This window comes from Algoriphagus sp. (assembly GCF_039969895.1).
Lineage (GTDB): Bacteria > Bacteroidota > Bacteroidia > Cytophagales > Cyclobacteriaceae > Algoriphagus.
In genome coordinates, this window is the sequence record NZ_JBDVMZ010000021.1 from 14,472 (window position 1) to 34,193 (window position 19,722).

The 19,722-nt window shown below is 42.4% G+C and carries 13 protein-coding genes; 8 read left to right on the forward strand and 5 right to left on the reverse strand.

What is annotated here, in order from left to right; genetic code table 11:
• Positions 1–413: 413 nt before the first annotated feature.
• Positions 414–2,534: a methylmalonyl-CoA mutase gene (scpA, locus tag ABJH64_RS14855; protein ID WP_348299356.1), complete on the reverse strand. Its 2,121-nt coding sequence runs from the start codon at positions 2,532–2,534 to the stop codon at positions 414–416.
• Positions 2,531–3,937: a methylmalonyl-CoA mutase family protein gene (locus tag ABJH64_RS14860; RefSeq protein WP_348299354.1), complete on the reverse strand. Its 1,407-nt coding sequence runs from the start codon at positions 3,935–3,937 to the stop codon at positions 2,531–2,533. The genes scpA and ABJH64_RS14860 overlap by 4 nt, the downstream gene beginning before the upstream one ends.
• A gap of 406 nt (positions 3,938–4,343) precedes the next feature.
• Here ABJH64_RS14860 and dnaA point away from each other — a divergent pair, with 406 nt between their 5' ends.
• Positions 4,344–5,765, forward strand: a complete 1,422-nt coding sequence (dnaA, locus tag ABJH64_RS14865) for a chromosomal replication initiator protein DnaA (protein WP_348276499.1) — start codon at positions 4,344–4,346, stop codon at positions 5,763–5,765.
• Positions 5,766–5,939: 174 nt separating this feature from the next.
• Here the strand turns inward: dnaA and ABJH64_RS14870 are convergent, their stop codons facing one another.
• Together ABJH64_RS14870 and ABJH64_RS14875 are read right to left on the reverse strand one after the other, a co-directional pair.
• Positions 5,940–6,356 carry a nucleotidyltransferase substrate binding protein gene (locus tag ABJH64_RS14870; RefSeq protein ID WP_348276500.1) on the reverse strand — a complete coding sequence of 139 codons (417 nt, stop codon included), beginning with the start codon at positions 6,354–6,356 and terminating at the stop codon, positions 5,940–5,942.
• A gap of 126 nt (positions 6,357–6,482) precedes the next feature.
• Positions 6,483–7,931 carry a trypsin-like peptidase domain-containing protein gene (locus ABJH64_RS14875; protein ID WP_348276501.1) on the reverse strand — a complete coding sequence of 483 codons (1,449 nt, stop codon included), beginning with the start codon at positions 7,929–7,931 and terminating at the stop codon, positions 6,483–6,485.
• A gap of 231 nt (positions 7,932–8,162) precedes the next feature.
• Here ABJH64_RS14875 and ABJH64_RS14880 point away from each other — a divergent pair, with 231 nt between their 5' ends.
• The 7 genes from ABJH64_RS14880 to ABJH64_RS14910 all read left to right on the forward strand — a co-directional run bounded on the left by ABJH64_RS14880 (position 8,163) and on the right by ABJH64_RS14910 (position 19,015).
• Positions 8,163–9,329 carry a 1-deoxy-D-xylulose-5-phosphate reductoisomerase gene (locus ABJH64_RS14880; protein ID WP_348276502.1) on the forward strand — a complete coding sequence of 389 codons (1,167 nt, stop codon included), beginning with the start codon at positions 8,163–8,165 and terminating at the stop codon, positions 9,327–9,329.
• Complete coding sequence (rseP, locus tag ABJH64_RS14885; protein ID WP_348276503.1) at positions 9,329–10,654, forward strand: RIP metalloprotease RseP; 1,326 nt, start codon at positions 9,329–9,331, stop codon at positions 10,652–10,654. The genes ABJH64_RS14880 and rseP overlap by 1 nt, the downstream gene beginning before the upstream one ends.
• 146 nt (positions 10,655–10,800) lie before the next feature.
• Positions 10,801–12,075, forward strand: a complete 1,275-nt coding sequence (locus tag ABJH64_RS14890) for a hypothetical protein (protein WP_348276504.1) — start codon at positions 10,801–10,803, stop codon at positions 12,073–12,075.
• A gap of 4 nt (positions 12,076–12,079) precedes the next feature.
• Positions 12,080–14,140, forward strand: coding sequence for a hypothetical protein (locus ABJH64_RS14895; protein ID WP_348276505.1), 2,061 nt, complete (start codon positions 12,080–12,082; stop codon positions 14,138–14,140).
• 127 nt (positions 14,141–14,267) lie between these two features.
• Positions 14,268–16,745 carry an endopeptidase La gene (lon, locus tag ABJH64_RS14900; protein ID WP_348276506.1) on the forward strand — a complete coding sequence of 826 codons (2,478 nt, stop codon included), beginning with the start codon at positions 14,268–14,270 and terminating at the stop codon, positions 16,743–16,745.
• Between the two features lie 110 nt (positions 16,746–16,855).
• On the forward strand, positions 16,856–18,253 hold the full coding sequence (hslU, locus tag ABJH64_RS14905) for an ATP-dependent protease ATPase subunit HslU (protein WP_348276507.1): 1,398 nt from the start codon (positions 16,856–16,858) through the stop codon (positions 18,251–18,253).
• A gap of 24 nt (positions 18,254–18,277) precedes the next feature.
• Positions 18,278–19,015 (forward strand): SDR family NAD(P)-dependent oxidoreductase, encoded by a 738-nt coding sequence (locus ABJH64_RS14910; protein WP_348276508.1) that lies wholly within the window; start codon positions 18,278–18,280, stop codon positions 19,013–19,015.
• A gap of 171 nt (positions 19,016–19,186) precedes the next feature.
• On the opposite strand, the gene ABJH64_RS14915 is transcribed toward ABJH64_RS14910, so the two are convergent.
• Positions 19,187–19,678 carry a histidine phosphatase family protein gene (locus ABJH64_RS14915; RefSeq protein WP_348276509.1) on the reverse strand — a complete coding sequence of 164 codons (492 nt, stop codon included), beginning with the start codon at positions 19,676–19,678 and terminating at the stop codon, positions 19,187–19,189.
• Positions 19,679–19,722 lie beyond the last annotated feature (44 nt).

Here is a 19,722-nt window from a genome sequence, read left to right on the forward strand (position 1 = left end):
GCAAGTTTTATTTCTGAAGTAAGCTATAACGCCTTAGTCGATAAGTTTGTCAACAACGTGATTACACTCGTCAGAGCCAGGGTGCCATAGGATGACTTTAACCAATGTGCGGTTAGGGGTACTTTTTCACCCTCAGAATGGCCTGCATATCTACCTATCTCTGAACGCACCATGCTTCGATCAAAAAGATGGAAAGACAGTTGAATCTTTGCAGTCAGAAGAAACAGCAGCTATCGGAGATTAATTTCTCATCGAGCATAAATTTTTGGTCTTGAAAGTCCCATTTTTAGTGGTTCAGGGGGGGTCCAATTTCCTGATTAGTCCCGCTCATCGCCACTTCTTTCAAATGGAGATTACATTACCTGAGGTAGTGATTTTGATAATCGCTTAATTACTAGGTAGAATCTTCAGGCTTACTCTTCCAGTAGTTTCTTCAAGATTGAACTAGCGGCTTCTGATAGTACTGTGCCTGGCCCAAAGACTGCAAATACTCCAGCATTTTTGAGGTATTCATAATCTTTTGCTGGAATCACTCCTCCAGCTACGACCATGATGTCATCTCTTCCCAGCTTTTTCAACTCATCGATCAATTGCGGTACCAGTGTTTTGTGGCCTGCGGCCAAAGAAGATGCACCTACGATATGCACATCGTTTTCGATAGCCTGCTGTGCTACTTCGGCTGGGGTCTGAAAAAGTGGCCCTATGTCCACATCAAATCCCATGTCTGCAAAACCAGTCGCAATGATTTTTGCGCCGCGGTCATGACCATCCTGACCCATTTTGGCTACCATTATTCTTGGTCGGCGGCCTTCCATGTCAGCAAACTTGTCCGACATTTGTAACGCTTTGGTAAATGATTCCTGGTTTTTCACTTCTGCTGCATATACTCCAGTGATAGATTTTGTTTGAGCCTGATGTCTTCCAAATACTTCTTCCATTGCATCGGAGATCTCTCCCAAAGTTGCCCTATTTCTAGCTGCATTCACTGCTAGTTCAAGTAGATTTCCTTCTCCCGAGCGGGCTGCTTGAGTGAGTGATTCCAAGCTTTTAGCTGTAGCTGCTTGATCTCTAGAGGCTTTCACTTTTTCTAATCTGTTGATTTGAGACTCACGGACTGCTTGATTGTCCACATCGCGCACTTCAATCTCGGATTCCTCATCTACCTGATAGCGGTTGACGCCGACTATAGTATCCCTTCCACTGTCTATTCTAGCTTGCTTTTTGGCGGCAGCTTCTTCTATCCTCAATTTGGGCAGACCAGCTTCTATGGCCTTAGCCATCCCGCCTAGTTCTTCCACTTCTTCGATCAATGTCCATGCTCGCTGTACTAATTGATCTGTCAAAAATTCAACATAATGCGAACCTCCCCATGGGTCAACTACATCTGTGACGCCAGTTTCTTCTTGAAGTACCAACTGCGTATTCCTGGCAATTCTAGCCGAGAAATCCGTCGGCAGCGCGATGGCTTCATCCAGAGAATTAGTATGTAATGATTGGGTATGGCCCATCACGGCCGCGAGAGCTTCTACAGCCGTACGCGTCACATTATTGTAAGGGTCTTGCTCTGTCAGCGACCAACCTGAGGTTTGGCAGTGGGTGCGAAGTGCAAGAGATTTTTCAGATTTAGGATTGAATTGCTTCACGATTTTGGCCCAAAGCAATCGACCTGCCCGCATCTTAGCGATCTCCATGAAGTAATTCATTCCGATTGCCCAAAAGAAGGAAAGTCTCGGTGCGAAATCATCAATATCCAAACCTGCATTTACTCCTGTTCTTAAATATTCCAAACCGTCGGCTAAGGTATAGGCCAATTCTAGATCGGCTGTAGCCCCCGCTTCCTGCATGTGGTAGCCTGAAATAGAAATGGAATTAAACTTCGGCATGCGCTCCGAAGAGTAGTTGAAAATATCTGCGATAATCCGCATGGAGGGTTGCGGAGGATAGATGTAGGTATTGCGCACCATGAATTCTTTCAGAATATCATTCTGAATTGTGCCACTCAATTGCTCAGGTTTCACGCCTTGTTCCTCTGCGGCTACGATATAAAATGCTAAAATTGGGATCACTGCTCCATTCATCGTCATCGAAACGGACATTTGATCCAAGGGAATCTGATCGAACAGCAACTTCATATCCTCGACCGAATCAATGGCAACGCCGGCTTTTCCTACATCACCTACTACCCGCACATGATCCGAATCATAGCCCCGGTGCGTAGCCAAATCAAATGCTACCGAAAGGCCCTTTTGTCCTCCTGCCAAATTTTTCCTATAAAAAGCATTAGACTCCTCCGCAGTAGAAAATCCAGCATACTGGCGAATCGTCCACGGACGCATGCTATACATGGTGCTGTAAGGTCCTCTTAAGTAAGGAGGTATTCCAGCCGCATAATTGACATGAGCAAGTTTTGCGATCTCCTCGCCCTCGAAACGAGCCGGTATAGAAATCTGCTCTGGCGCCTCCCAGTTCTCTTGTTTCTTGGTTTTGGAAGGTTCTAGATCACTTGATTTCCAGTTTTTTATATCAGGTCTCATGAGTTGGCGAGGGTTTTTTGTTCCACTAAATAGGTTTCTCGGCTAGGAAGAAGCTCATGGTCTTCTTCCTTAAATGGTTTGAAAGGAAGGTTATTTTCCAATTTTCCTTTGGCGAGGTATTTATTTGCTCCGACTTTAATGCTCGACTCGGAGAGGATTTTGTGTTGAGCAGTGTCTCTGGAGCTCCTGATCTCAGTATGTAAACTTCGGTCTTCGAAGCTTTTCAGCCAGCCTCCTTTTTCCTCCAAACCCTGAAGATCGGTTACCACACATTTTTCTAGTTCTTTTTGCAAATGCTCTAGATAGAATGACCCGGATGCAGGATCCATCACTTTGTCCAGGTAACTTTCTTCTTTTAAAATAGAAGAGATATTTCTAGCTATTCGTTGTTGCAATGCTGAAGCACTTTTTTGCTCGGTAGGTATTACCCATAGTGAGTTGGCACCGCCAAGAATTCCAGCCATGGCTTCATAGGTTTGACGGATGAGGTTGGTGTTGCTGTCCAAAATAGACTTGCTCCACGTGCTGGTAGAGGCGATGATATGGATGCTTTCCATCTCAAGTAGTACTCCGTAGTTGCTAGCTAGATCTTTTACCAGCTTTCGCAACGTTTTTACTTTTGCGATTTCAGCGAAATGTAAATGCCCTACTGCGGTGTGAAAGGCTAGATTATCAAATACTTGTGCCGGGGAAATTGCTTTTTTTGAAAGCTTGTCTATCAGTTCAATTACCTCACCTAATCCGTAGGTGAGTTCTTGGATACCGGTGGCTCCTGCATTTGCATAGCGTGTAAGGTCTAGTGTCATAGGATAAAATTCCCTGAAGTCCTTAAAATCACTGATGGCTTTGGCAGCTAGATCAATTCCAGAATCGAAATTTTCGCCGGTCCTGAATAGCTCATCGCAAGGGTTCCACAGTAGTGCGCCACGCAGCATAGAAGGTTTGAGCGTAGAAGATGATATCCAGTCTTGGATGGCTCTCAACGCCAAGACTGTTTCGCCTGTAGGCAGAAAGTTGGTAGAGATAAATTCAGTATGTACTCCACTTAGAATCTGATTAAGATTTTCTCTCCCATTCAGATGAAGTACCAGTCCGTCTGCGCCGTTTTGAAGTGAATGAAGGATTTGCTCATTAGCAGTTTTTTCATTTTCTGAGAAAAATGCAACCAAATTATTCCAAAGTCTTTGAGGAAAACCCGGGAGTTTTGCGTCAGGATGGAAATCATACCCTACTCCAGGAGTCGCTAGATCCTCTGAAGTATAGAAGGGTTCAATTTCAATTTTTTCCCAAAGCGTGGATCGCAGAGTGTCATTAAAGTCTTTTCCTTTTAGGTCTTTTTTCACCTGATCTATCCAGTCTTTTTTGCTGGAAGGAGGGAATGTGTAGAAGTCCTGATTTGTCATAATTGGGCTTGTAAATTTGTCTCAGTCAAAATTCCTTTCGAAAAAACCACTGGGTCATTGGTAGCAGATGATTGGCATGACTACTTTCAAAATTAGGAAAATGAGGGGGAAATCAAGAAACTAAATGGATTGCATTCCTATTTCGCAAAGTTTTGTACTTCTTTTCAATAGTCTGAAAACTAGAATATTTATCTATGTGAGGGCAAAATGGCTCCTTAGGTGCCTTTTTCTATATCCATCATAGGGAGAACGATTGGGTTTCTAAGTATTCGGTTGTGAGAAAAGCGGAGTTGTTCAAAAACTCAATATTTCAAGAAGAAATGCATTTTTTATTTAAGTTAATTATTCTCAAATTTGACACCCTTGCACCTACCGCAAGATCATTGTTTTTCAGAAATCTTCTCTAATGAGTTCAGAAGCTAGCGCCGTTTGGAATGAATGTTTACGTGTTATCGAGCAGCACGTCAATGAGCAGAGCTTTTCAACTTGGTTTAAGCCCATCAATCCCGTCAAGTTGGAAGGCACCTCGCTGACCATACAGGTTCCTAGCCAATTTTTCTACGAATGGCTGGAAGATAACTATGTGCAGGAATTGAAACTTGCGATCAAAACTACCTTAGGACAAAGTGGGAGACTGGAATATGCGGTGGTGGTGGATAGAGGAAACTCTTCCAATCAGCCTTATGTGGTTTCTTTTCCGCAAGGGAATGCGGGTGCCAGCAAAAAACCTCAAGCACCTACTGAGCCCGACAAAACGCCTTTTGAGATGAAATCTCTGAATGCTGAGGCTTTGACTAATAGTAACCTGAATCCAACTTATACTTTCACCACTTATATAGAAGGCGATTGCAATAGATTGGCTCGCTCTGCTGGTTTTGCAGTGGCGACCAAGCCTGGAATCACTTCTTTCAATCCTTTGATGGTGTATGGTGGGGTAGGTCTAGGAAAAACTCACTTGGTGCAGGCAATCGGCAATGAGATCAAAAATGGACCGGATAATAAATTCGTGCTCTACGTTTCTTCTGAAAAATTTGTGAATCAATTCATGGACTCCATCAAGGATGGAAATGTGAAGAGCTTTACAAATTTCTACATGCAGGTGGATGTGCTGATCATTGACGATATACAGTTTTTGGCAGGAAAAGACAGAACCCAGGAGATGTTTTTCCACATTTTCAATCACCTGCATCAAAGTAAAAAGCAAATCATCATGACTTCAGATTGTCCGCCCAGGGATCTGAAAGGTCTGGAGGAGCGTCTGCTTTCCCGATTCAAATGGGGTCTGACAGCGGATCTGCAAATGCCTGATTTTGAGACCAGGGTAGCGATCATCCGTAGGAAAATGCAATCCGAAGGAATCGTCATTCCAGACGATGTGGTGGAATACCTAGCCTACACGGTGGACACTAATGTTCGTGAGCTAGAGGGAATTCTTATTTCGCTTATCGCGCACGCTTCTTTGAATCGCGTAGAAATTAGCCTAGAGCTAGGCAAGACGGTGATGAAAAACATCATTAAGGATATAGAAACGGAAGTCGGTGTTGATTTCATCCAGAAAACTGTTTCTGAATACTATGGAATTCCTTTGGAGGATTTGAAAGCCAAAACACGTAAAAAGGAGATCGTGACGGCTAGACAAGTCGCTATGTATTTTTGCAAGGAATTCACCAATCATTCCTTGAAATCCATTGGCTATCACTTCGGGGGTAGAGATCATTCCACTGTGATACATGCCGTGCAGACGGTAAATGACATCATGGAGACAGATGCTTCATTCCGAAATACGGTGCTAGAGCTGAAGAAGAAATTCAAGATGCGGTCTTATTGATCCCTCTATTTATCGTCTATTGTATTTTTTGAAATTATCTCCTTGATTGACTGGTTGGAAAACCGAAGAGACCAATCTTTTCACTACTCGCTTCTTACAAAATTTACTTTTTAAACCACTTATCTCATACACCACTTACTACTTACAAAAGTTACTTTTCACTAGACTTAACCGCTACTCATTCAGCTTTTTACCCATTGTATCTTCAAATCGCTGTAAAAGTCTGATGTAGCGTTTTTGAATATTATCTAAAAACTTCTCTTGAGTATCAATTTCATACACTGGGCTGTATTGTATCCTATCAATGATGATATCTAGCCAGGCTTTTCCATCATCGATTAATTCTGCATGAAAAGCTTCGACAGTCAAATCTCGTGATCCTGAAAAGGGACCTTTACCTATTTGTTTGAAATACTTTGTGATGGAGTTTAATGCCAATTCATGCGTTTCCTCAAACTGTTTGAGCAAGTCTCTAGCTTGCGATTCTGATAATTTACCATTCTTGGCTCGAAGGGAATAGTCTGTCAGATCAACTAGGGCAGCACTGAATTCTTCTAGGCATTTTTCGCAGGATTGGGTAGGAGTTTTCATGAGAGAGGATTTTTGACTGATCAGAAAGTCCATTTAAAGTACTAAAATCATTTGAGATAACTAAGCTTCTCAAGGTGAAAAGCTCAGTCATCTCATTGAATTCTATCTGGTTCGAGGCGAGTGGTACTACCTCACATTATAACTTTGCATAAAAGGCTGACCATTCGTTGCCACCCCTTCTAGTAGGAGTCTTCCGCTGAATTTTTCCAAATATGCTCCAACTTTATTCGGATCTTTAGCTGGGTCACCATTCACCTGTGTAATAATAAAGCCCTCTCTAAGGCCAAGTTCTCTTAAGTATCCTCGAGTCAAACTTGTCAATTTGATACCGTAATCAACCCCGAATTTGTCTTTTTCTATGGTGTTTACCGCCTCGAGTCTGGCTCCTAAAATTGCTGATCGGTAAAATTCCCGTTTGATTACCCCGCTTCCGCCTTCTAGATTCTGTAGCTGAAGACTAGCATTTTTGGGAGTGCCATTTCTTAGGTAGTTAACCGATAGTTGATCCCCAGGATAGTAGTAAGATAAGGCTTCCTCAAAACTCCCTTTTCCGGTGATGGTCTGATTTCCGAGTTTAGTAATTACATCGCTACGCTGCAATCCCGCACGCTCAGCTGCCCCATCTTTGATCACATGAGTCACGATTACTCCATCTAGTGTTTTGATGTTCATTTCCTCTGCTAGTTCTGGAGTGATTTCTACCGCTTCGATTCCAGGGATAGCTTTTTGCACCTCACCGTATTGGATCAGATCATTTGATACTTTCAAAGCAATATCCACCGGCACAGCAAACCCATACCCTGTGTAAGAGCCAGTTCTTGATAATATGGCAGTATTAATACCTACCAATTCACCATTGACATTGACTAAAGCTCCGCCGGAGTTTCCCGGATTAATAGGCGCATCGGTCTGAATGAAACTTTCTAATGGGAAGTCTCCTCCAAGAATATTGATCTGACGCTCCTTGGCAGAAACAATCCCAGCTGTCACGGTAGAAGTCAGGTTAAATGGGTTACCGACTGCTAGTACCCATTCGCCGATTCTGAGGTCACGACTAGAGCCTCGCTTGATTGCAGGTAGATTTTCGCCTTCAATCTTCAATACTGCGATATCTGTATTCTTGTCGGTTCCTACTAGTTTGGCTTTATAGGTTCTTTTTTTGTGTACGACTTCGATCGTTTCTGCTCTATCGATCACGTGGTTATTGGTGACGATATAGCCGTCATCAGAGATGATCACGCCGGACCCTGTACTCACTTGCTGAGATGGCGCCCCGCCACCTCCGAAGAAATAGTCAAACATGCTGTACCTCGTAGGGTCAGTGCCTGAGAAATTTTTGATAAAAACGACCGACTCCGTGCTGTTTTCCGAAGCTTCTACAAAAGAGATGGGGGCATCGGTAGCCGTGCGAGTGGATATAGGTTTATACTGCGAAGCAAAACTCACTTCAGTTTGATTATTCGTAGAGAATTCAGGGAAATCCTCTGCCTCATTGAAATTGAGTGAGCCCCAAACTGCAGCTCCGGCCACGCCTGCCAGAAAGGATACTCCGGTTGTTTTGAATAGACTGTTCATAGGTGATTCATTTTTCAATTGGACGAAAGCGAAATTATTCCGTTGATTAAATTCACATATTTTAAGTTACGATTTAAAAGAATCCTAGTCCATTGACCTTTAATATCATGCCGATTGGCAAAAACTGACGGTTTGTACGAGGAAAAGTGGGAGCATCTTGTAATTTTGTCACCTCTTGAGAAAACCCATTTAGAAATGTGGGGTTTATATTGCTCAACAATCCACTATTGAATGACAGAACCCAAACGCGTAGCTATCCTGGGCAGTACCGGAAGCATTGGTACCCAAACCCTAGCTGTAATTCGCCAGCACCCCGAAGATTTTATCGTTGAGGTTCTTACCGCACAGAATAATGCAGATTTATTAATCGAACAGGCGTTGGAGTTTATACCAAACGCCGTAGTGATTGGCAACGAAGCACTTTATGCTCAGGTTAGGGATGCTTTACAACCCAAGGATATCAAGGTTTTTGCTGGGCAAAAAGCTATCGCCCAGGTGGTAGAGATGGAGACGATCGATGTGGTGTTAACTGCTTTGGTTGGCTATTCAGGCTTGATTCCTACGGTAAATGCCATCAAAGCAGGCAAGCAAATCGCACTGGCGAATAAGGAGACTTTGGTCGTAGCCGGCGAAATCATCACGGCTTTAGCCAAAGAAAACCGAGTGAATATCTACCCGGTAGATTCGGAGCACTCAGCGATTTTTCAATGCTTGATTGGCGAATTTCATAACCCCATTGAGAAAATAATCCTCACCGCTTCTGGTGGGCCTTTCCGAGGCAAAGACAGAACTTTCTTAGAAACCGTTACCAGAGAGCAGGCGCTCAAGCATCCCAATTGGGATATGGGAGCGAAGATTACCATAGATTCAGCCTCTTTGATGAATAAGGGCTTGGAAGTGATCGAAGCAAAATGGCTTTTTGGATTGAAAAATGAGCAGATCGAAGTGGTCGTTCATCCACAAAGCATTATCCACTCAATGGTGCAGTTTGAGGACGGCTCGATCAAAGCACAACTTGGATTGCCGGATATGCGTATCCCAATTCAGTTTGCGCTGAGCTTTCCAGATCGATTGAAAAGTGACTTCGAAAGATTTGACTTTATGAATTACCCGCAATTGACTTTTGAGCAGCCGGATTTAAAGACTTTTCAAAACCTTCAATTAGCTTACGATGCCCTTGCAAAAGGGGGAAATGCACCTTGTGTTTTGAATGCTGCGAATGAAATAGCAGTAGCTGCGTTCTTAAACAAAGAGGTGGGTTTTCTGGAAATGTCCGATTTGATTGGCGAAACTCTCGAAAAAGCTGAGTTTATTGCACAGCCAAATTTGGCTGATTATGTGGAGACGGATGAGCGGGCAAGAGAAATTACTAAAGAACTAATAACGAATAGAGCATAATGGATACCTTAATTATGGTGGGCCAACTACTCCTGGGATTGTCAATCTTGGTGGGTTTACACGAGTTGGGCCACTTGCTTACCGCCAAGATGTTTGGCATGAGAGTAGAGAAATTTTCGATTGGATTTCCGCCTAAGATCGCAGGATTCCAGTGGGGAGAAACAGAATATTCCATCGGTGCGATTCCTCTGGGAGGATTCGTGAAGATCTCCGGGATGGTGGATGAATCTATGGATGCCGATCAGATGGCTGGAGAACCGCAGCCTTGGGAGTTCAGGTCTAAGCCAGCCTGGCAGCGTCTGATCGTGATGCTTGGCGGGATTATCGTCAATGTAATCACCGGTATTGTGATCTTCGTCATTTTGGTTTACAACAATGGTGAAACTTATTTTTCCAGAGATCAGGTCGTAGAAAACGGTATTGTAGCACTGGAAATAGGTGAGTCCATCGGGTTAAAGACCGGAGATAAAATACTGGATATAAATGGAGAACCTTATAAGTCCATCAATGATCTTTCTGCTGGTTCCGCCTTGCTTAGTGAGAATGGTTACTACACGGTAGATCGTGACGGAGAAATAATCAAGGTGGATATCCCAAGAGGATTCATCAATTCATTCAATAGTCAGGAAGCCATCAATAGCTTTGTGGATATACGGTATCCGTTTGAGTTGCGGGTAATAGACGAAGGTGGAGCGGCAGACAAAGCTGGGATTACGAAGGAGGACAAAATTCTGTCAGTGAATGGACAGCCGGTGACTTACTTCGATGAACTTCAGGCAGAGTTAGCAAAATCAAAAAGCCAAGAAGTGGATATTGAACTTCTGACTAGTGCAAATGATACCATTCATACGATGGTGGCTGTCACTGAGCGAGGTACTATTGATATTGCTGTTACTCCTTTGATTGAAATGGTGCAGAATAAGTATGGCTTTGCTGAGTCAGTCAAAAAAGGCACTACTAAAGCTTTCACCGTAGTCATCGTGAATGCTAAGGCAATGGGCAAAATGTTCACAGGAGAGGTTTCTACCAAAAATGTAAGTGGCCCTATCGGCATGGCTAAAATCTATGGAGATACTTGGGACTGGGGTAAATTCTGGACTATCACTGGATTGATCTCTATGATTCTTGCATTTATGAACTTGCTACCTATACCAGCTTTGGACGGAGGACATGTGATTTTCTTGCTTTACGAAATGATCTCCGGCAGAGCGCCTTCAGATCGTTTCCTAGAAAATGCTCAGAAAGTCGGAATGGTGATCCTCTTAGCTTTGATGGTTTTCGCTATAGGAAACGATGTGCTGAAACTGTTTACAGGAGAAGGCTAATCATATCAAATTGGAATGTAAAGCCGGGAGAAATCTCGGCTTTTTTTGTTTTAAAAAGGTAAAGTTTATCATGAAAACTATTTACGACATAAGCTATAGTTGATTCGAAATATTCTGTTTAACTAGCACCATAATTTAATCCATTTATGAATAGAATTTTACTCGTGGCAGGTTGCTTTTTTCTGATAGTTATGCCATTTTTTTTTGCCCACGCTCAGGGTGGATATGTGGAAGAGCAAGTCTGGTCAAATGTAAATCCAGACTCCCGGCAAGCTGAAGACTTTGTCATTCTAAATAATGGGCAAAAGCTCTTTGGTAAAGTGGTTAGAGCCTACGACTTTTCAAACTATGATCAGGTTGATTTCCAATACCAAGGAAATCTAAAAACCTATTTCCCGTCAGATCTTCAGGCTTTTGGTCTGGACAATGGTCGCTTTTTCATGAGTAAAATGCTCCCGGGATCTTCGGTGATTGAGTTTGTACAGGTACTTTTCTCTGGAAGCCTGCAGTTAGACTTTAAAAAGGGTAAATATTACATAGATTATGGTACGGATATTCAAGAATTGAAATCTTACTATCAAGGTGTGCCTGGTGAAGGATCTCCTAAGAAGAGACATGTTAAGCTTTATATAGCTACTCTCAAGATCCTGACTGCGGGCGTATGTGGCCAATCTCTCACAGACCTGATAGAAAGGTCTAAGCTGGATGAGCAGGATTTTATTCAAATTCTAATACAATATCATGAATGCGAGAAGTTACCCTATAAGCTGCATGTAGAAAAAATACCATTCGTTAGGGTGTCTCCATTAGTGGGGTTAGCTGCGGGATTAGATGTGACAAACTCATCTGATATTTTGGATAATTTTAATTACTCATTTAGTAATTCTTTAAGCTACGGAGCATTTGTTGGATTTAGGTTGCATGATTTCAGACGGTTTGCAAAGTCATCACTTGATTTTAAAGTTGGGTACGTTATGCGTAAGACAATTTTAGATGCAAGTGTAGAAAGGAGAGTGGAGCTGAATACTGCTAGTCAGGAATTCAAAGAATCAAATGTCGTTATACCTATAAGCTATAATTACAGTTTCATCAAAAATAGCTTTGCAGATCTATATATGGGCTTGGTTTTGACAGGCAGGTTTAGCGCGCTCCAAAATAATCTCTCCATAGTAGAAACCACTTCAAGCGTATCTCAGGATAAAACGGTTTTGAATGAGGAAGAGATTATGAGCGTACTAGATTTTAGTCTTATGCCGGGCATTAAGGTTGGAGCTAATTTCCCAACCAATTCTAAAATGAAAATTTTTACTGAACTGGGAATAGATTACATGAAAAATCAATACCAAGTTCAGATTTTGAATTTGCCGGAATTCAATATTAACCGGACTTTTATTTCATTTCAAGTGGGTGTAGAATTTTAGCATTATGAAAAATAGTTTGATAGTTCTACTTATTGCATCAGTTCTGATTTTTTCCTGCAATGAAAACGATGAAGTTAAGCCGAGAACCAACCCTCGTTTTAGTGTGACCTATGTGCAGGAAATCAATGAATTGGGAGCTGAGTTCGCAGCCAAAGTTTATGATTATGGGGAAGACGAAATACTTGAGTATGGATTTGTTTATAGCAAAGGAAATGAGCCTAGAATAGGCGCTGGTGAAGTCCTCAAAGCAGAGGGTCGTCCACCAAGTGAATTCCTATTGATCGCAGATCATTCGATGATAAAGGGGCAGAACTATTATGTAGCGGCTTTTATCAGAACCACTCAATCTACCGTGTATTCTCAAGCGATCAACTTTAAAAGCCAAGGATCTGAAGGGTTTTTCTTTGAAAAAATTATCGGAGGGCCGGAAGTCTATTATGGTGACACACTCACAGTATATGGAGATAGGTTTAGTAATAATATAACCAACTTCGAAGTAAAAATTAATCAGGCTATTTCCAGTGTCTTTGACCTACAGGAGAATAGTTTCAAAATTATCATTCCAAATGAATTGGGATTTGGATACAGCTATGATTATGATGGGAAGATTGTAGTGAACATTAAGATATTGGATAAATCCTTAGAAATTTTCCCTGATATCAAGTTCCACGACCCAATTTTCAACCCATCCGAGACAGCGTTGAATTACGATGACGATTTCTATATCAAAGGTAAATATTTGAAAGATGGAAATACGCTACTTAGCTACTCTAACCAATATCTGGATGTGATCAGTAGTTCCGACAGTATGATTGTATTCAGGCCAAATGCTAATTTTGAGACTTTAGAACCAGGCTTTATGGTATATCTGAGAGGTAAAGGATATGAAGTGAACAATGCTGTGCGTATTGAACGAACAGAGTTATTGCCTAATCAGCAATTGAAGATGGGGACAATCTATTCTCATTTGTTTATTAAAGGGACAAACTTCAATGCTGTTAATCCCTTCGCAAACATTTTTGTATCCGATATAGATGCTCAGAATCAGCAATTCTATATGCGAACATCAACTTCTACCCTAGCAGAGCTTGAAGTGAGCAATTACTATTTAGTACCAAGCCCTCGATTTTTCAAAGTTTGGGCAAACAATGGCGGTGTGAGATCCACAAATTTTGCGATGGTGGAAAATACTGAGCCAATGTTGGCATATATGCGAATGCACGCTTTACCCTTCAATGCTGCCTCTTCGGGAAGAGCTGTCAGCTGGAAAGGTAAGGGAATCTGGCTGGGTGATGGGAAAATTAGTGAAATCGATCCAGTGAAAAGAACTGGTAGAATTCTCAAGTATGTGGATATTAACCAAGGAAATATTGCGTCTTCTTTTGCAGTTATCCATCAAGATGTTCTTTATTTCGCAGGAAAAGATCAGACCATATCGAATACGCCCGGTAGATTTTATAGTTATAATTTGAATTCCGGCTTGCTCAAAGAGTTAGCAGCCATTCCATCAAAAGCATCTACTCCTCGAGCAGTGTTTGTGTCTGATGGAAATCTGTATTTTGGAGGGGGTTTTTATAGAGATGATGTGGATGTCCAAAAAGTAACTGAAGGCTATAAATTCAACTTAGCGACGCAGACCTGGAGCACTTGGAGCAAGGTTTTCCCTGTTTCAGATTACTGGGATTTTGAAACCACTTTTGTACACGATGGTCAGGTGTATGGTCTAGTGAATGAAATAGTAGGGTCTGATACTCGAGCTACACGATTGATGAGATTTGACAGTGTGAGCGAAGATTGGGTAGAGTTAGCCAACTATCCATATATAAAATACTCAAATGGAAATGCTGCGTTTTCTATTGGAGAAAAAGTCTATGTTTTCTTAAACGGAACCCTTCATCTCATCGATATGAGAACCTATGTGAGAAAGCAACTCGATGATGTGTCTTTCTATGACAAAGGATATGATGGGCCTCCATTACTTTTTCATGCTGATCAAAAAATATATTATGCTGACTACAATGATTATATACTTAATGAGATAGATCCGAATTACTTACGGGAATAACATCTGCCATTCTGACTACTTCAGTCTCTTGGCATGAGCCTTGACCTTTTAGGAAGAACCTCCGTATTTTGGGGGTTCTTCTTTTAATTTAGCATAAAACCGACAGCCTAGCTGTCATTCTGTCTATATGAGCCAATTCGAAAATTCTGTGTTTCAAAACTTAATGGTCGGTGAGTTTGCCGGTGAGGGAGATCTGATCCAGCTGATTACTGACGAAGAGGATGATTCACAAGGAAAAGAACTTCTTGAACAAGAAATTCCTATTCTATCGGTGAGAAACACGGTCCTTTTTCCAGGAGTAGTTATCCCAATCACTGTAGGCAGACAGCGCTCCATCCGTCTGGTGAAAAAAGCCCAAAAAGGAAATAAATTAATTGGAGTATGCGCTCAGATCAATCCATCTATCGACGATCCAGGCTGGGAAGATATCTACCAAGTAGGTACGCTAGCGAAGATCATCAAAATGATCGTGCTTCCTGATGGCAATACTACGATTATTATTCAGGGTAAAAAGCGTTTCAAAATCACTGAACAAGTGACTGATGATCCGTATTTTATCGCTAAAGCAGAATACCTGGAAGAGAATTTCCCGAAAAGCTCCAAGAAGATTCAGGCGCTAGAAGAATCCCTGAAGGAATCTGCCACCCGGATTCTTCATTTGAATCCTGAGATCCCGCGCGAAGCTCAGGTTGCATTGGACAATATTGACAATACCCCATTTCTGACACATTTTCTATCTTCCAATATCAACGCTCCGGTAGAATCGAAGCAGCGATTGCTGGAAATCAATGATGGCGTAGAGCGAGCGACGCTTTTGTTGGAATTCATGATGAAAGACATCCAGATGCTCGAGCTAAAATCTGAGATTCAGAAGAAAGTTCATACGGATATCGATCAGCAGCAGCGGGATTATTTCCTGCGTCAGCAGATGAAAGTGCTACAGACTGAACTTGGTGATGAAGGTCCAGAGAAGGAAGTAGAGGATCTGAGACTTCGCGGTGCTAAGAAAAATTGGCCGGCAGAAGTGAAAAAACACTTTGAAAAGGAACTCGACAAAATCCTCAGAATTAATCCTTCTGCAGCTGAATATCCGATCGCTTTGAACTATGCTGAGACCATGGTCGAATTGCCTTGGAACGAATTCACTCAAGATAATTTTGATCTAAATCACGCCAAGAAAGTATTGGATGGAGATCACTTTGGGCTTGAAAAAGTCAAAGAGAGAATCATAGAATACCTTGCCGTATTGAAATTGAAGAACGATCTAAAGGGTCCGATCCTTTGCCTTTATGGCCCTCCAGGTGTGGGTAAAACTTCACTTGGGAAATCCATCGCTGCGGCATTGGGTAGAAAATACGTAAGGATGTCTCTAGGTGGCATGCATGACGAAGCTGAGATCCGCGGTCACCGCAAGACTTACGTAGGTGCAATGCCTGGCAAGATCATCCAAAATATGAAAAAGGTGAAAATCTCCAATCCGGTCTATGTGCTGGATGAGATTGATAAACTTTCGTCAGATTTCCGAGGCGATCCATCTTCAGCGTTTTTGGAAGTGTTAGACCCGGAGCAAAACAACGCGTTTTTGGATAATTACCTGGAGGTAGAATATGATCTGAGCAAGGTGCTGTTCATCGCCACCGCCAATTCCCTGGAGTCCATTCAGCCTGCATTGCGGGATCGTATGGAAATCATCGAGGTGACAGGCTACACGCAGGAGGAAAAAGTAGAGATAGCAAAGCGCCATTTGGTAGCCAAGCAGCGAAAGGAGCATGGCCTGAAAGCGAAGCAAATCAGCTTTGAAAAGGCTGCCCTGGTGAAGCTTATAGAAGATTACACGCGGGAGTCTGGTGTCAGAAGCCTAGACCGAGCTATTGGAAAAGTGGTTCGAAATATCGCTAAATCAATTGCGATGGAGGAGGAATACAGCCCGAAGATTACTGCGGCAGCAGTGAGAAGAATCTTAGGTTCGGAGATTTTCGATAAGGAATCTTATACCGATAACAGCACCGCAGGTGTGGTCACAGGCCTTGCTTGGACCAGTGTAGGAGGTGAGATTTTATTCATTGAGACTAGCCTGAGCCGAGGAAAAGGGAAACTTACCCTATCTGGTCAGCTGGGTGATGTGATGAAAGAATCTGCGGTCACGGCTCTTTCTTATTTGAAGTCAAAAGCTGAAAAACTTGGAATCGATCATCGGGTATTTGACCAATATGATCTTCATATTCACGTGCCGGCCGGTGCTGTGCCCAAGGATGGGCCTTCTGCCGGAATTACTATGCTCACAGCTATGGCTTCCGTTTTCACCCAAAGAAAAGTGAAGGCGAAAGTAGCCATGACTGGCGAAATCAGTTTGATTGGGAAAGTAATGCCAGTAGGCGGTATTAAAGAGAAAATCCTTGCTGCCAAAAGAGCTGGAATAAAAGAAATCATCCTTTGCCGTAAAAATAAGCGCGATATCGAGGAAATTGATGAGCAATACGTCAAAGGAGTAGAATTCCACTTCGTGGAAAGAGTGGAGGAAGTACTGGAGATCGCGTTGCTGAAAACAAAAGTAGATGACCCGCTTCATTTCAATCTGCAAGCTGAAAACGGAAAAGATAACTAAATGGGTTAATTCATGCACCTGACAGATCCTGGGTGCATTTTCCCCATAATTAACTATACTAACTCAGATCACAACAGACCACGCCGATCTGAACACTTTTAACTAACGCCATGGAAAAAATACGATCACTTACTCCGAGACAAATTGTTGCTGAGTTGGATAAATATATTATTGGCCAAAACGACGCCAAGCGCAACGTCGCCATCGCTCTTAGAAACAGAATTCGTCGGCTGATGGTGAAGTCCGAAATCCAGAAGGATATCGTTCCAAACAACATTTTGATGATAGGTTCTACGGGTGTAGGTAAGACAGAGATCGCTAGAAGACTAGCCAAGATAGCCAATGCGCCATTTACCAAGGTGGAGGCGTCCAAGTTTACCGAAGTAGGGTACGTGGGGAGAGATGTGGAAAGCATGGTTCGTGATCTAGTGGAGCAGTCGGTAGCGCTGGTGAGAGAGCAGAAAAATGAGGCTGTGAAGGTGAAAGCAACCGAGGCGGTGGAAGAATTAATCTTGGATATTTTGATCCCTCCAGTGAAGGGTGCAGGTTTTACCCGTGTAATTCCTACTGATACAGAATTGGAGGCTGAGCCGAATAACGATGCAGAACTGAATGAAAGAACTCGGGAGCGCTTTAGAGAAAAACTTCGAGATGGAGAATTGGATACCCGAAAAATAGAAATCAGCGTGAAAGCTGGCTCGCCTATGGGAGTTGGGATGATCGGAAACGGAATGATTGACGATGCCAGTATGGCCGGACTTCAGGATATGATTTCGAATATGATGCCCAAAAAAATCAAGAAGCGAAAAGTGAGTATTTCTGAAGCCAGAAAAATATTACTTGAGGAAGAAATGTCCAAGCTTGTTGATTTCGAAGAAGTGAAAGAAGAAGCCATCAAACTCGCTGAAAACAACGGGATTATTTTTATAGATGAGATCGATAAGATTGCTTCCAAATCCAGTAAAAATGGAGGTGGGCCAGATGTAAGTAGGGAAGGCGTACAGCGAGATTTGCTTCCGATCGTAGAAGGGTCAGCAGTGAATACAAAGTACGGAGTGATTAATACGGATCACGTGCTATTCATTGCTGCAGGCGCATTTCATGTAGCGAAGCCTTCAGATTTAATTCCGGAGTTGCAAGGTAGATTCCCGATCAGAGTGGAGCTGCAGAGCTTGACTCAGGAGGATTTTTCCCGAATTTTGCGCGAGCCGAAAAATGCACTTACCAAGCAGTATCAAGCGCTCTTCGAAGCGGAGGAAGTTTATCTTGAGTTCAATGACGAAGCGATAGAGGAGATCGCCAGACTGGCGTTTTTGATAAATCAGGAAGTAGAAAATATTGGTGCGAGGAGACTTCATACGGTCATGAGCCACCTGCTCAATGATTTCTTATTTGAAGTTCCTGATACTATCACTTCGAATTCCAAAATCATGGTTACCAAAGAAATGGTGCTGGAACGATTGAATTCACTCGTGAAAAACAGAGACTTGTCTCAATATATCCTTTAATAGTACCCCAAAGATTTGAAAGTAATGCGTAAATCACTTCTGATACTGACCGGCCACAGCAAAGGCTTAGGTAGAGCTATATTAGATGCTTATTTGAAGAAAGATGAGTTTGAAATTATAGGTATTTCCAGGACTGTTCTAGGTCTTGAAAACCCTAAACTAACAGAGGTCAGTTTGGATCTGGGGGATTTGGATGCGCTGGAGAATGATCTAGTCAGCTTGTTTCCGCAAGGTGAATTCGATGAGGTGATTCTGATCAACAATGCTGGCTGGATAGGAGAGATCAAAGTTGTAGGAAGTCTTCAGATAAGAATGATGCGCGAGCATGTGAATATCAACCTATTGGCGCCCATGTTAATGACGAATGCCTTCGTCGCAGCATATAAGGACTCTACAGCCAAGAAAATCATCTGCAACATCAGTTCTGGTGCAGCTACCAAGCCTATGGAAGGTTGGAGTAAATACTGCAGCACCAAGGCGGCTATAGCAATGTTCACCAAAGTGGCTGCCAAAGAAAACTCGACTTCGCAATTTAGATTTTTCAGTGTTGCGCCTGGTATCGTGGATACACAGATGCAGCATGAAATCAGACTTGCCGATGGTTTGGATTTTCCTGAAATAGAACGATTTAAGAGTTATAAGGAAAATGGAGATCTCTCAACGCCGGAGTCCGTTGCCTCAAAAATCAGCTACTTGCTAGCGAATGAAAGCGAATTTGAGGAAGTGATCCAGGACGTTCGAAACTTCGATTTGCCGGATTGATTGTAGAGTGCCTTGAGAATTAGTCTAGGAAAAGTTATTTGTAATTGCCGTTCATAGAAACTACAACAGCTGTTTCAGCAAAGGAGGAAGGTACTGGGTGTTAGGTGGATTAGGCAGCTATGGATTTCTCCTAAATTTCTCGCGCTAAAAACACTTCTTACTTCTCACCTCTTATCTTTCTTTCTTTGGGTAGTCGAAAAACCAAAATTTCACATTCTCGGGGCGAAACTGCATCCATTGATCCTCTTCCATTTCAAATCCATAGTGGCCGGAAGTAGGTAGATTGTCAAAGTTCCCTCCGAAAAAGGCGATAAAATCATTCATCCCAGGATTGTGGCCCACTAGGAAAATCAGTTCATTTGCATCGTCTTGCTTTTGGATACATTTCACAATCTGCGTAAATGAAGCATGATAGAGGGTTTTGTCATACACTATCTTAGATTTCGGAAGATTTAGTACTTCAGCGAGAAGCGAGGAAGTTTGTGTTGCACGAATAGCTGATGAAGTAATAATGAGGTCTGGTGTCAAGCCTTTTTCTTTCAGTCTTAACGCCATCATAGGCACGTCGTTTAGCCCTCGAGTAGCTAAGGGTCTATCGTGATCTGTCAGCTCAGAATTATTCCATGCTGATTTTCCATGTCTCACCAAAATTATTTTCTTCATTTTCTTAAAATAGGAACGATTATTTTGTTTTTTTTAATCGAATA

Coding starts and splice junctions, on each gene's coding strand:
- ABJH64_RS14875 (WP_348276501.1), bottom strand. CDS start 7,931: ATGAACAGTCTATTCAAAACAACCGGAGTATCCTTTCTGGCAGGCGTG.
- ABJH64_RS14890 (WP_348276504.1), top strand. CDS start 10,801: ATGAATAGAATTTTACTCGTGGCAGGTTGCTTTTTTCTGATAGTTATG.
- ABJH64_RS14910 (WP_348276508.1), top strand. CDS start 18,278: ATGCGTAAATCACTTCTGATACTGACCGGCCACAGCAAAGGCTTAGGT.
- rseP (WP_348276503.1), top strand. CDS start 9,329: ATGGATACCTTAATTATGGTGGGCCAACTACTCCTGGGATTGTCAATC.
- hslU (WP_348276507.1), top strand. CDS start 16,856: ATGGAAAAAATACGATCACTTACTCCGAGACAAATTGTTGCTGAGTTG.
- ABJH64_RS14860 (WP_348299354.1), bottom strand. CDS start 3,937: ATGACAAATCAGGACTTCTACACATTCCCTCCTTCCAGCAAAAAAGAC.
- lon (WP_348276506.1), top strand. CDS start 14,268: ATGAGCCAATTCGAAAATTCTGTGTTTCAAAACTTAATGGTCGGTGAG.
- ABJH64_RS14895 (WP_348276505.1), top strand. CDS start 12,080: ATGAAAAATAGTTTGATAGTTCTACTTATTGCATCAGTTCTGATTTTT.
- ABJH64_RS14870 (WP_348276500.1), bottom strand. CDS start 6,356: ATGAAAACTCCTACCCAATCCTGCGAAAAATGCCTAGAAGAATTCAGT.
- dnaA (WP_348276499.1), top strand. CDS start 4,344: ATGAGTTCAGAAGCTAGCGCCGTTTGGAATGAATGTTTACGTGTTATC.
- scpA (WP_348299356.1), bottom strand. CDS start 2,534: ATGAGACCTGATATAAAAAACTGGAAATCAAGTGATCTAGAACCTTCC.
- ABJH64_RS14915 (WP_348276509.1), bottom strand. CDS start 19,678: ATGAAGAAAATAATTTTGGTGAGACATGGAAAATCAGCATGGAATAAT.
- ABJH64_RS14880 (WP_348276502.1), top strand. CDS start 8,163: ATGACAGAACCCAAACGCGTAGCTATCCTGGGCAGTACCGGAAGCATT.